A 13,195-nucleotide genomic window follows, 5' to 3' on the forward strand; every position below is an offset into this window, starting at 1 on the left:
TTTTTCCACTTGGCAAGAGGGAAATATCCATCTATGGTCATTAAAAAACAAATACAGGAGTGAAAAGTCATGTATTCAGAAGAATATTTGCAGACTAGATTAGAGAAGAGCTCAAAATATGTATTAGATGAGGAGTTGGCAAAAATTGTAAGGGTTTCAATGGCCCTTGAGATGCCCCTTCTTTTAAAAGGTGAGCCAGGAACAGGTAAGACCATGTTAGCCCATGCAATAGCAGAAGCCTTGGATATGCCCCTTATTGTACTAAACGTTAAGTCATCAATGAAGTTGATAGATGCCTTATATCAATATGACACTTTAACCCGTTTAAATGATAGTAGATTTGGGGATTCAAAAAGGGATGTGAGTAATATTGAGGAATACATTAGAATGGGAAAGATCGGTCAGGCCTTTGTAAGTGATAAGCGGGTGGTTTTATTGATAGATGAAATAGACAAGGCAGATTCAGACTTTCAAGACGATATGCTGGATATTTTAGATCAGATGGAATTTGATATAATTGAGATAGACAAAAAAATAAGAGCAAAACACAGGCCAGTTATAATAATTACTTCTAATGCCAAAAAAGACCTCTCTGAACCATTTTTAGGAAGGTGTAACTTCCATCATATTGCCTTTCCGTCAAAGGAGATGATGAGAAAGATAATAAGGGTCCATTTTCCAGATATATCAGACAAGCTCCTTGAAAATTGTATTAGCTGTTTTTATAAAATGAGGGAACTTCCCTCAATTGAGAAAAAGCCAGCTACAAGGGAACTTATTAATTGGATACGTGCCCTTATGACAGATCCTGATTTTAAGCCCTCTAAGTTAAAAAAGGATGTACCTTACCTTGGGGTGTTATTTAAAAAAAGCAGGGACCTTGAAATAGCAAAAAACAGTATTGCAAGGATAAGGGCATAAATTATGTTTGTGGACTTTTTTTATTTGCTTAGGGAAAATGGGATTCCAGTTAGTCCAACTGCCTTCTTAAGGCTCCAAAAGGCACTATATCTTGGGATTATAAATTCTCTATTTGATTTTTATACAGCAGCAAGAAGCATATTGATAAAATCAGAGAGGTATTTTGATCTATACGACAGACTCTTTGCCCACTATTTTGAGGGTAAGGAGTTTGTAAAAACAGAAGGTGTGGAGCTGTCTGATACCATTAAGATGTTGCTTAGAGAGTGGTTAAAAGAGCCAAAATTACTTGCAGATGCACTGGGGATTCCTGAAGACCAGCTCAAGAAAATGACTCCTCAGGAAGTGGAGCAGTATTTTTTAGACAGGCTAAAGGAACAGACAGAAGAGCACCATGGGGGAAATCGCTGGATAGGGACAGGTGGTACATCTCCTGTTGGCCACTCTGGATTTCACCCTGGTGGGATGAGAGTTGGTGGTGTATCAAGAAACAAATCAGCAATTAAGGTTGCCTTAGAGAGGCGATATAAAGACTATAACAGAGAAGGACCACTTACCACATCTCAAATAGGAGAGGCATTGAGGCAACTCAAAAACCTTCAGCCAGTTGGTCCAAAGGACCAGCTAAATATCCCTGAGACAATCAGAGAAACAGTTAAAAATGCAGGGGAAATTGAATTAGTATTTGAGAGATCCTTAAAAAACAAACTCAAGGTGGTTCTTGCTATAGATAATGGCGGCTGGTCTATGGATCCTTATGTGGAGATGGTTCAAGTATTATTTGATTATGCAAAAAATCAGTTTAAGGATTTGAAGGTTTTTTATTTCCACAATACAATTTACGACTATCTTTGGGAGGATCCACCAAGGATAGAGAGACCTTATAAGGTAACGGATTTAGTAAAATTAGACCCAGATACCAGATTCATAATAGTTGTAGATGCCTCAATGGCGCCTTATGAGCTTTTAGTTCCTGATGGCTCTATTTATTTTGGTGAGAGGTCAGGCATCCCTAGCATTGATATCTTAAAATTTATCAGAAAGACATTTAAATATAGCGTATGGTTAAATCCAAAGATGGAATACCAGTGGAAATACACCCAGACCATTTTGTATATTAGAGAAATATTCCCAATGTTTGAGCTCAGTTTAAGAGGACTGGAGAAGATGGTTAAGTATTTGTCCAGTTGATTTTATAAATAGGGTGTGAATAACCAGCACACAGAATCCCTTAATTTTTCTAAAAATGGGCGAGAGTCCACCTCGTGAAGGGTAATTTCTCTAGATTTTTGTACTGTCTTACTTATGTGAGAGGTAAGTTTTGTTGCCAGTTTTTTGCAAAAAGTCTCAACAACCAATTCAAAATTTAGTCTAAGGCTCCTGTAATCCAAGTTTGCAGAACCAATTAATGAATAGAATTCATCTAGAACAAATATCTTTGAATGACAAAAAGGTGGAGGTTGGAAATAGATTTTTACTCCATACATAAGCAGTTCCCAGAGCATGTTCCTTGTGGCCCAATGCACATAGGGAATGTTGTTTTTTTCAGGAAGTATTATCCTGACATCAACACCTCTCAAGGCTGCTGATTGCAGTGCCCCGATTATTTCCCTGTTAGGCAAAAAATAAGGGGTCATAATGTAAATATACTCTTTTGCCAGTGAAATTGCTCCCACCAGTAGGATTGTCAATGAATTTAAGTCATCATCTGGCCCAACAGTTATGCACCTACAAATAGCCTCTCCCATAGGTTCAGGTAGTGATCTTCGTTTTTTTATTTTTTCACCAGTGCAAAACAACCAATCATCTATAAATATTTGTTCAAGCTGTCCCACTATAGGGCCAGTTAGTTTAAAATGAACATCTTGAATCTTATTTCTTTTTTTATATTGAGAGATTATGTGTTTGTCTCTAATATTAATTCCCCCTGTAAAAGCAACTTTTCCATCAACAACCAGTATTTTTCTGTGATTTCTCAAATTTATTAGAGGAGAGAAAGGATATATTCTTGGAGGGAGAAATCTAGTAAAAGGTATGTTGTTTTTTCTTAGATATGGGCCAATGGTTGGATAAGAATACCACTCTCCAATACCATCAACAATTACCCTTACATCAACTCCTCTTTGTTTTGCTTCGGATAGTGCATCTACAAATTGTTTTCCGATTTTTTTTCTCTCAAAAATATATGTCTGTAAAAAAACCGATTCTTTAGCATGGTTAATTTGATATATCATTGAAGGATATGCATCATCTCCATTGTACAGGACCTCAACATTATTGTCAGAGACAAGGGGAAATTTTGATATTGAATCAGAGATTTTTGCAATTTGATGAAAATCAGGGGGGATTACAAAATATCTATAAGAAGAATTGTAGATATTGTCTTTGTTGTGGGGAAATTCCAAATCGTTGTTAATTACATCAGGCCAAAACCACCTTATTTTTTTTGCCTTTAACTTGACCCTATTTATTCCAAACAAAAAATATAAAATTGGTCCAATAGGGGGCAGCATTAAACATACAATTATCCATACCCATGCAGCCCTTGGATCCTTTTTATAAAAAAGGGCATGAAGGGCACTTGCGATTTGAAATAAAAAAATAATTAAGGCAATAAAGTAAGTAAAAGCACTCATATAAAGTATTAGAGCCCTAAATATGCCTTTTTTATATCTTCGTTATTTAAAAGGTTTTCAGCACTATCTTGCATCACAATTCTGCCATTTTCCATTACATATCCTCTATGGGCTATTTTTAGGGCCTGATGGGCATTTTGTTCAACTAAAAATATGGTGGTTTTATTTTCCTTGTTAATCATTTTTATTATATCGAATATTTGTTGTATGATCAGGGGAGCCAGTCCAAGAGAGGGTTCGTCCATGAGCAGTAATTTTGGCCTTGCCATAAGGGCCCTGGCAATTGCCAGCATTTGTTGTTCTCCTCCGCTAAGTGTTCCTCCTTTTTGATTTTTCCTTTCTGCAAGTATTGGAAAGATATTGAAAACATATTCTAAATCTTTTTTTATTCCCTTTTTGTCACGTCTCAAATATGCCCCCATCTCTAGGTTTTCCAGCACCGTTAGTCGAGGAAATATTAATCTACCTTCTGGTACTTGAACTATTCCCATGGAAACAATTTTATCTGTGGATAGTCCAGTTATTTCCTTTCCTTCAAATATAATCTTTCCAGATAAAGGTGGTACAACTCCGCAAATTGACATAAGGGTAGTTGTTTTTCCCGCTCCGTTTGCTCCAAGCAGGGTTATTATCTCTCCTTGATTGACCTCTATTGATACATCAAATAGGGCTTGAATTGGCCCATAGAAGGTATTGATTTTTTCTAATTTAAGCATGTTCTTCTCCCAGATACGCTTTAATTACCTCTGGATTTTGAGATATCTCTCTAGGTGTTCCTTGTGCCAATAATCTGCCAGATTCCATTACATAGACCCTGTCTGATATGTTCATGACCAATTTCATGTCATGTTCTATTAAGAGTATAGATATTTTTTCTTCTTCCTTAATTTTATTTATAATGTCTTTTAATTCTGATGTTTCCTGGGGATTTAGACCTGCGGCTGGTTCATCTAGTAGAAGGAGAACAGGATCAGTAGCAAGTGCCCTGGCTATTTCCAGCTTTTTTTGGGCTCCGTAAGGAAGGTTTTTTGCCATTTCATTGGCAAATTTATGTAAGTCTAGTTTTTCCAGAAGGTTATAGCTATATTCTATAGTCTCTATTTCTTCTTGTCTGGTTTTTTTATCCCTTAAAATTGCCCCGATTACCCATGATTTTGTCCTGCAATGCCTACCCACCATTACATTTTCAAGTACAGTCATATTTGAAAATATTCGTATATTTTGAAATGTCCTGGCCAGACCTAGTTCTGTTACTTTATTGGGTTTAAGCCCGTTGAGTCTCCTTTTTTTTCCATCTCTGAGGACAAACACATCGCCTAAGGTAGGCTCATAAATCCCTGTTATGCAGTTAAAAAAAGTGGTTTTACCTGCTCCATTTGGACCAATTAAAGCTACTATTTCATCTGGATAGACCTGAAGGCTCAATTTATCAACTGCCTTGAGACCTCCGAAGTGCATGGATATATTTTTGACATCTAAGATAGGCTCTTTTTTATTCATAGCAAATCCCTTGAATTATCTTTTAGTTGGGTCGTACTCATATTTTCTTCTGGAACTTGGAATGAGTCCTTCTGGCCTAAAAACCATCATAAGTACCATTGATGCTCCAAAAATTAGCATCCTGTAATCAGAAAAAGCCCTTAGGTATTCTGGAAGGAGAATCATAATTAAGGCAGCCAGAATTACCCCTTGAATGGATCCCATTCCTCCTAAGACCACTATTGATAAGATGATAGCTGATTCTAAAAAGGTAAAACTAGCGGGATTTATAAAGGTAGTTTTTGCAGCAAATATAACACCACCAAAACCCGCCCATGTTGCCCCAAGGGCAAAGGCAGTCAATTTAGTTTTGGTCTTATCAATACCCATTGCCTGGCAGGCAATTTCATCCTCTCTAAGGGCTATCCATGCCCTTCCCAGCCTTGAATTTTGAAGCCTATTTACTACGAATATAGTGATAATACTCATGAGGACTATTAAGTAGTATATAAAAATAGTTGATTCTTTAACACCCAAATTTATTCCAAAAAGAGAAGGTCTAGGAATATTTGATATTCCGCTTGGACCGAAGGAAAATTCATCCCAGTTTTCTAAGATAAGTCTTATTATTTCCCCAAAACCCAGGGTAACTATTGCAAGGTAATCTCCTCTTAGTCTTAAGACTGGAAAGCCAAGGACAATTCCAAAAATAGCAGCTAATAATCCACCTATTGGAAGAGCTAGCCAAAAATTTATGTGAAAGTGATAATTAAGCAATGCATAACTATATGCTCCTACAGCATAAAATGCCACATAACCAAGGTCTAGAAGTCCTGCTAAACCCACCACTATATTAAGCCCAAGCCCCAGCATTACGTATATTAGAGCAGAAATCATTATATTTGTTTGATACATTGAAAAGATAAAGGGAAAGGCCAAAATAAAAAGTAAAAATATAATATATAGGGGTTTTGCATACTTTGGATTATTAAATATTTTGAGAAAAATAGATGTCTGGCCAATTCCCATTTCTTCTTTTTTTGCTTTTTTTGCCTTTCTCTCAAGCAAATATCTCCAGATAAAAGATAGAAAAAAAGACCCAATGCCCACTAATATTAGATTTTTCCATCTCCATATTATTACTTTGTCAGTTAAATTTACCTTTATTACCATTATGGGAAAGGTAAGAAACATAAACCAGATACTAACTTTTATGGATTTTTTTATTTCTTCAAACATATTTCCACCTATATCCATGAATTTTTTATATAGAAAATTATACTTTTTGCTGAGTTGATTCACCTAAAATTCCAGATGGTCTGAATATCAAGATGAGTACTAAAAGACAAAAGGCAAATACATCTTCATAATCGCTGGATATGTATCCTGTTCCAAAACTTTCAGTCCATCCAAGGACCAATCCCCCTAAGACAGCCCCAGGGATAGATCCAATTCCCCCCAAAACTGCTGCAGTGAATGCCTTAATTCCTGCTATAAATCCAATATAAAAGTTTATCTGACCAACGTGTGATCCAATTAAGACGCCGCCAATTGCAGCAAGTCCTGACCCAATTATAAAGGTCACAGATATTATTTTATCCACATTTACACCTACAAGCGCTGCCATGACCTGGTTTTGAGCAGTTGCCCTCATAGCTTTACCTATTTTAGTGAATTTAATTAAAATAGTCAGAAGAACCATTACAATGGCGGTAGTTACTATTATAACAAAGTCTGTAGATCCAAGAAAACTTGAATATGGTTCAAGCCATTTTATTTCAGGGATTAGTTCAGGAAAAGAGACAAAATTTGGTGTTTGGGCTAATAACACATAATTTTGCAAAAAAATTGACATACCAATTGCTGAAATAAGAGGAGATAAGCGGGATGAGCCCCTAAGGGGTTTATAGGCTATTTTTTCAACTGTAAATCCATATGCTGATGAATATATCACTGCTCCTATTGTGGCTAATATAAGTATAGAAATTTTGTTAAATCCAAGGATTGTTAAGATGCCTGAGATGATAAGGGCAGTAAAGGCACCGATCATGTATATCTCACCATGGGCGAAATTAATTAGCTCGATAATTCCGTAAACCATGGTGTAACCAAGAGCAATTAGAGCATAAATACTTCCTTTAGACAGTCCACTGAAAAATAGTTCTAAAAAATAATCCATTTTTCTGCCCTCTTTAACCAGAGTGTTTTGTTTTTTTTAAAAAAATTAATTTTTTATTTAGCCTCACAAATCCAACTGCAGGTTGAAATTTTAAAAATTTGTAACAACAATATTAACTCACATCAAAAAACTCAAATTGATTTTATTGACAATAAGAAACATAAGTAAAGGCTAAAATGGATCTGCCCATTTTAGCCTTCACAGTAATATAATTTTTAACAATAAATTTTTAGAATTTTATCTCAACAAATTTTCCATTCTGTACTTGATACACAGAAAATCCAACTCCCTCTGCATCGCCCTTTTTATCAAATTTAATTCTTCCCACAGGGGTATCCACATAATAGGTTCTGAGAGCCTTAGTAACTTTGTCATAGTCTGTGGATCCAGCTTTTTCAATTGCATTAAATAGGGCTAGTGCAGCAGAATAGGCATTGTCAAAAAAAGCCCCTGGATCAGACCCAAAAACCTTTTTGTGTTCTTCAACTGCCTTTATATGAAGAGGATTTTTAGAAATATCCTTGGGACCAGATGCATATACACCCTCTGCATATTTGCCAGCAACTTTTATAAAGGTGATGTCTTTTACACCGTCATCAGATATAAAAGGTATCTTTAGTCCTTTTTTCCTCATTGTTGATACAATTTTTGATGCTTCTGGATGGTAACCACCAAAAACAACTACATCTGGTTTTTTCCTCTTTATTTTTTGAACAACAGCAGAATAATCTACGCCGCCAGGGGTTACACCTTCAAATAATACAACTTTTGCCCTCCCATCTTTTTTAATAAATTTTTTTGCATAGGTAGCAAATCCCTTACCATAGTCACCTTTATCATGGATGATTGCAACCTTCTTAGCCTTTAAGACGTTTAAAAGAAATTCAACGTCTAATTTTGCCTGGGCATCGTCTGATGCAATTGTCCTGAAAAAGTTTGGATATCGCCCACTCTGGGTCAGGGCAGGATTGGTGGCTGATGGGGAAATTACAGGTATTTTGGCCTCCTTATAGATAGGCAGGGCAGCCTTAGTTGCGCCACTGCAAATGTGTCCTATTACTGCAACGACTCCGTCTGAAACCATCTTTGTTGCTACATTTGTTGCCAGCTCAGGCTTACATTGATCATCACCTGTAAGAACTTCAACTTTTTTCCCAAGGAGTCCACCTTTTTTATTGTAGTTATCTGCTACCAATTTAACAGCATTTACGGTTGGTAGGCCATAGGATGCAAGGTCTCCACTGTGAGCCCCAGCTACACCTATTTTTATTATATCTCCACAACTACCTGGTGTTAAAAGACTAAGTACAAGAAAGAGTGCACCAATTAATACAAAAATTTTTTTCATACTGCTCCCTCCTTTTGCTTTAAAAGGTTTTCTTAGATTAAAAAAAGTTAGTAGCAGTTTTTTGTAGTGTCAAGGAAAATTGTTTTTTGTTTGCAACTAAAATTCTATTGAAGAATTTTTATTATTTTGTATAATTTATATTTAAGAAATTTTAGTTATAGGAATTTTTATGTTTTACGTGCTGTTGGTGGGGCCTGATATTGGAGATAAGGACTTTGAAGAGAGGAATAGGTTAAGGGATCTAGTGGTTGAGTCTTTGAAACTAGAAGGTATTTTGTTTGCTGAATATCACTGGATATGGGACGAGAGCAACAAGATTCAATTATTATTGGGTCAATATCAAAATCTTAGCGATGCCAAGGAATGGATAGGATTTTTTGTGAGAAAGGGATTTAATTTACGGATTGTAGAGAAAATACCTTAAATTTTAGCCATAGATTCTCAATGATAAATTAAAAAACGACTAAAAATTATTGTATTTATAGCATACAGGGATGGTATTTATGGACAACTTGGATTCAAAAATGAAGATTTCATACAGGTATTTAAGTGAAATTTTGGAAAAACACGATCTGGAAAAATTATATATTAGCTGGACCGGGGGAAAGGACTCAACAGTGGTATTGCACCTGTTTATAGAATTTTTAAAGGAGAAAAAAATTAAGTTTATACCCAATTGTCTATTTATAGACACAGGATTTACTTTTCCTGAAATTAGGGAATTTATGGATAATTTTAAAAAAATATATGATTTTAATCTTATCATTATAAAACCAGATGTGGATTTAAAACAATATCCCAAGGAAGATGTAGTCTTGTGTTGTGGAGATTTAAAAATAAAGCCCTTGAAAAAGGCTATTGAGGATTTTGACATAAAAGTAATTTTAACTGGTGTAAGATGCGATGAGAGTGAGTCTCGCAGAAATGCAAGCTGGTTTGAGCACAAAAAAGAGCCCCATTACCTTCAAGTAAACCCTATTGTACATTGGAAAGAATCAGATGTTTGGGCCTATCACATAAAAAATAATCTCCCATATTGTTCTTTGTATGATATGGGATACAGATCTATTGACTGTATTCCATGTACAAATAAGGCCACAAAAGGAGAGAGGTCAGGTAGAAATCCTAAAAAAGAACAAGAGTTAGAGAAACTTCATTCTTTAGGTTATTTTTAGGGCAGAGTATGACTCTGCCTTAATTAAGAAATTATTTTATTTCTTCATGCCTGGCCAAATTATAAACACCGTGAAAAGGAAAATCTAAGGGATAATTTGGGATTTTTTCAAATTCAATTATCCCAATATCCCCTTGAGGCTCAATTTCACTAAGTCCAATTAGACCAAGGGGAATAGGAAAGTTTAGGATAGATATCCTAATCTCCTTTAATCTGCTTTTATATCTTTTTTTTAAGTAATCAACTATTATATTCTTTTCATCTTCATTAAAGGTCTCAAGCAATACTTTTCTACTGGATATTGGATCGATTTCCTTTGCACCAGGCAATGGATTTCCAATTAGATCAGGCCAATCATACCGGGAATACTCCTCAGGATCCCATTTGGGCCTGAAAAGATGGACCTCAACATCTTTTCTCTGTTTAAAATTTTTAATAACAATAGAGATTACATATCCCCTGTCAAGTAAGGGCTTTTCCTCTGTGCTGATTATTTTTACATCCATTTTTTGCCTCCTAGATTTGAATCATTAAGTTGTGTAAGTATGATATACATAACATAATAGTTTGTAAAGAAAATTAAGGTAGAATATAAATGGTATAATTCATAAATGGTTATCTAATTTAATGCTAATATTGTTTTTATTATTCAATTAAAATAAATAAAAAGTTTCCTAATCCACGTAACAACTCCAGCTAGGATGAGTCGTGGTACAGTGATCCAGAAAATAGGTACTCCAATTGCTACAAATAAAAGGGTATCTTCTAAAAGTGAATGGGATATTGCAATATGGTAATTCAAAATGTCTGCATCTTTTTTTTTAATTTTATTTGAATCCACATTGTGGATTAGTATGCCTGCTCCATAGGCAAGTCCCAGTGTATTAGCAACAATCCACATAAAGACTGCATCTTTTGGCACTCCTAAAATCATTAATGGATATTTTAGTATTTTTGTTAAAATAAAATTAATTTTGAATTCTTCCAATAAAGATTGAAGTATCATAAGTAGTATTATTAAAGCTACAATTTTAAATATAAGATAAGAAGCATCCAACGCCCAATGTTTTAGGCCCATGTAAAAGTATGATTTTGAAGTTATATTGTAATTTATTGCTACAATATTTTTTGAATCCATAGGTGGAAGTACTATATTTAAAATATAGGCTGCAATAAAGCTAGTTATTATCCTGACAATTGTGATTATTATAAATGATGAGCCTGTTTTCTTTTGTACTGCACTTTCAACAGGTAGATTGTGAGATATAAGACACATTAGAGCCAGTATAGTAATTTCTCTTTGGGTAAAGGAAAGTGTACAAATCGCAGCAATAGCAGCATAGATATTTATAAGACCAGCAGTAATATAGACTAATGCTCCATCTCCACCAACGCCTATTAGTTTAAAAAGGGGATGAAATAAGCCAGCTAGTTTGGGCAACATATTAGATACTTTAATTAAAAAGACCAAAAAAGAAATTGGTACTGTAATTTTAATAATCCAGATGCTAGTAGAGATGGCTGGTTTAATAGAACTCTTTATTGCAGAAGAAATTCGAGTAGTTAATTCCTTGGTCATTTAATTTTTTATTAATTTTAAATAGTTTTTTGCGCTTGTTAAATAATGGAATTCTTTTACTCCATCAATTAATTTATCTTTGTCTGGGGGATTTTGTAATACCTCTACCATTTTTTTTGACATCTCTATAGGATTGCCAATGGGAACAAGGGGGCCAAGTTCTCCATTTTTTAAAATCTCTCTGGGGCCGCTTTCACAATCAGTGGATACAACCGGTGTGCCAAGAGCCAGGGCTTCTACTAGTACATTTGGTGATCCTTCCCACCTTGATGAGAGCACAAAAAGATCTGCCTTTTTTAAATAAGGATATGGATTTTTTTTAAAGCCCAAAAAGTCTATTTTTTCTCTTATGCCAAGGTTGCCTGAGAGTTCCTCCAGTTGTTTTTTTAATTCCCCTTCTCCCAGTATTAATAATCTTGAATCCAATTTTTTATTTACATAAGAAAAGGCCTTTATCAAAGTTTCAAAATCCTTTTGATAGGTGAGTCTTCCCATTCCCATAATCACTGGTTTGTTTTTAGGATCAGTAAACCACTTATGGTCTATTTTTTTTTCTGAGAGTTCAAAGATCTCATTGGTTATTGTGGGATTTTTTATTACATACCATTTATTCTGGATATCTGGGCAAAATGAAACTATGTCTTCTACAACGCCTTTAGATACCCCGATTATTCCGTTTGAATAAGGAAGTAGTTTTTTTAATAAAAATAATCTTAATGTAATATATGGCTTTGGTTTGTTTTTTTCTAGTAAAGAGCGTCTTATATGTGTCCCAAATCTAATAAATATTTTTGTTTGAGAGCCTGATATTAACTTTGATATAATGGCCATTAAGCCTGCCCTTTCTTTCATTACCAATAGGGACTCAATTTTATGTTTTTTTAAAATTTTTATCATATATGGAATATTTAAAAATGTGTGCTTAAAGGGAAGTTGAATAATTTTAACATCAGTTGGGATATTTTTTACAAATCTGCCCTTTGCTTTTATTCTGTATAGATTGACCTGTAAGTTGAGGTCTATAAAACCCTGCATGAGATTAACTGCCATTTTTTCAACACCACCATCACCAGAAAAAGATAGAAGCATGTTAATATCCATTACTAGAAAAACTCCATAATAGCTGATTTAGAACAACAAAGGTCACTTGCCCACATGAAGCAATGCCAAAGGCCGCAGCAAAACCGCAGTCAACTGCAAGCACTTGCTAACTTGTCTTGTTTCACACCCTTGATTACAACAAAAGCCCCCTTCCCAAAGCCGTCCAGAATTGTTTCTTGCGATTCTCCAGGTATGAGGGCTTGCTTAATTTTTACAATCCTAAAGCCGGCTCCTTCAAGAAGTTTCAATACCTCTTGGGGAGAAAAAAAGACGGCCTCTTTGTAAAATTTACTCTTTTTTTGTTTATCTGAATAGTGCCTGCCCAGTTCACTTTTTTTATCCACAAATCCTACAATGATGCATCCGCCGTACTTCAATACTCTAAACGCTTCTCTGAAAGACTTGAGTACATCATCAAGAAAGCAAATGGTTGTTACCATCAGTACAAAATCAAACCTGTTGTCGGGAAAAGGCAATTCTTCCGCTACGCCCATATAAACGTTGATACCACGCATTTTAGCTTTGTTTGCCATCTTTTTTGAAGGTTCAACCCCGATTTTTATTCCAAGTGGAACAGCAAATTGCCCTGTGCCCACACCCACTTCTATACCTTCTGCCCCAGGCGAAGGAATAAGCTGGCGTATTGCTTTTAATTCAGTTTCATATAGATCAATGTTCTTTTTGAACCATTCATCATACTCATCGCTGTATTTTTCAAATGGTTCTATTTTTGGCATATAAAACTCCACGATGACTAACAGTTTTATTATAAAAACAA

14 protein-coding genes are annotated in these 13,195 nt (G+C 35.1%); 4 read left to right on the forward strand and 10 right to left on the reverse strand.

Annotation, left to right across the window (positions count from 1 at the left end; all coding sequences use genetic code 11):
• The first annotated feature begins 69 nt into the window (after nucleotides 1-69).
• Complete coding sequence (locus ACY2V1_RS02145; RefSeq protein ID WP_461833150.1) at nucleotides 70-921, forward strand: AAA family ATPase; 852 nt, start codon at nucleotides 70-72, stop codon at nucleotides 919-921.
• 3 nt (nucleotides 922-924) lie between these two features.
• Nucleotides 925-2,112, forward strand: a complete 1,188-nt coding sequence (locus tag ACY2V1_RS02150) for a vWA domain-containing protein (RefSeq protein WP_461833151.1) — start codon at nucleotides 925-927, stop codon at nucleotides 2,110-2,112.
• 2 nt (nucleotides 2,113-2,114) lie between these two features.
• On the opposite strand, the gene cls is transcribed toward ACY2V1_RS02150, so the two are convergent.
• The 6 genes from cls to ACY2V1_RS02180 all read right to left on the reverse strand — a co-directional run bounded on the left by cls (nucleotide 2,115) and on the right by ACY2V1_RS02180 (nucleotide 8,563).
• Complete coding sequence (gene cls / locus ACY2V1_RS02155; RefSeq protein WP_461833152.1) at nucleotides 2,115-3,557, reverse strand: cardiolipin synthase; 1,443 nt, start codon at nucleotides 3,555-3,557, stop codon at nucleotides 2,115-2,117.
• 8 nt (nucleotides 3,558-3,565) lie between these two features.
• Nucleotides 3,566-4,273 (reverse strand): ABC transporter ATP-binding protein, encoded by a 708-nt coding sequence (locus tag ACY2V1_RS02160; RefSeq protein ID WP_461833153.1) that lies wholly within the window; start codon nucleotides 4,271-4,273, stop codon nucleotides 3,566-3,568.
• The gene (locus ACY2V1_RS02165) at nucleotides 4,266-5,057 is read right to left on the reverse strand and encodes an ABC transporter ATP-binding protein (RefSeq protein ID WP_461833154.1); all 792 of its coding nucleotides are present in this window, start codon (nucleotides 5,055-5,057) and stop codon (nucleotides 4,266-4,268) included. The genes ACY2V1_RS02160 and ACY2V1_RS02165 overlap by 8 nt, the downstream gene beginning before the upstream one ends.
• Nucleotides 5,058-5,072: 15 nt before the next feature.
• Nucleotides 5,073-6,275, reverse strand: a complete 1,203-nt coding sequence (gene livM, locus ACY2V1_RS02170; RefSeq protein WP_461833155.1) for a high-affinity branched-chain amino acid ABC transporter permease LivM — start codon at nucleotides 6,273-6,275, stop codon at nucleotides 5,073-5,075.
• Nucleotides 6,276-6,312: 37 nt separating this feature from the next.
• Complete coding sequence (locus ACY2V1_RS02175) at nucleotides 6,313-7,215, reverse strand: branched-chain amino acid ABC transporter permease (RefSeq protein ID WP_461833156.1); 903 nt, start codon at nucleotides 7,213-7,215, stop codon at nucleotides 6,313-6,315.
• Between the two features lie 229 nt (nucleotides 7,216-7,444).
• The gene (locus ACY2V1_RS02180; RefSeq protein WP_461833157.1) at nucleotides 7,445-8,563 is read right to left on the reverse strand and encodes a branched-chain amino acid ABC transporter substrate-binding protein; all 1,119 of its coding nucleotides are present in this window, start codon (nucleotides 8,561-8,563) and stop codon (nucleotides 7,445-7,447) included.
• A gap of 169 nt (nucleotides 8,564-8,732) precedes the next feature.
• Between ACY2V1_RS02180 and ACY2V1_RS02185 the strand changes: the two genes are divergently transcribed.
• Both ACY2V1_RS02185 and ACY2V1_RS02190 read left to right on the forward strand, forming a co-directional pair.
• Nucleotides 8,733-8,987, forward strand: coding sequence for a hypothetical protein (locus ACY2V1_RS02185; RefSeq protein WP_461833158.1), 255 nt, complete (start codon nucleotides 8,733-8,735; stop codon nucleotides 8,985-8,987).
• A gap of 79 nt (nucleotides 8,988-9,066) precedes the next feature.
• Complete coding sequence (locus tag ACY2V1_RS02190) at nucleotides 9,067-9,738, forward strand: phosphoadenosine phosphosulfate reductase family protein (protein WP_461833159.1); 672 nt, start codon at nucleotides 9,067-9,069, stop codon at nucleotides 9,736-9,738.
• A gap of 31 nt (nucleotides 9,739-9,769) precedes the next feature.
• Here the strand turns inward: ACY2V1_RS02190 and ACY2V1_RS02195 are convergent, their stop codons facing one another.
• The 4 genes from ACY2V1_RS02195 to ACY2V1_RS02210 form a co-directional block, all read right to left on the reverse strand.
• Complete coding sequence (locus tag ACY2V1_RS02195; RefSeq protein WP_461833160.1) at nucleotides 9,770-10,243, reverse strand: hypothetical protein; 474 nt, start codon at nucleotides 10,241-10,243, stop codon at nucleotides 9,770-9,772.
• Nucleotides 10,244-10,386: 143 nt separating this feature from the next.
• Nucleotides 10,387-11,316 carry a hypothetical protein gene (locus ACY2V1_RS02200; protein WP_461833161.1) on the reverse strand — a complete coding sequence of 310 codons (930 nt, stop codon included), beginning with the start codon at nucleotides 11,314-11,316 and terminating at the stop codon, nucleotides 10,387-10,389.
• Nucleotides 11,317-12,417 (reverse strand): glycosyltransferase, encoded by a 1,101-nt coding sequence (locus tag ACY2V1_RS02205; protein ID WP_461833162.1) that lies wholly within the window; start codon nucleotides 12,415-12,417, stop codon nucleotides 11,317-11,319.
• Between the two features lie 89 nt (nucleotides 12,418-12,506).
• Nucleotides 12,507-13,195, reverse strand: a 689-nt coding sequence (locus ACY2V1_RS02210; RefSeq protein WP_461833163.1) for a class I SAM-dependent methyltransferase, incomplete at its 5' end; no start/stop codon positions are given.

Source organism: Desulfothermus sp. (genome assembly GCF_053993635.1).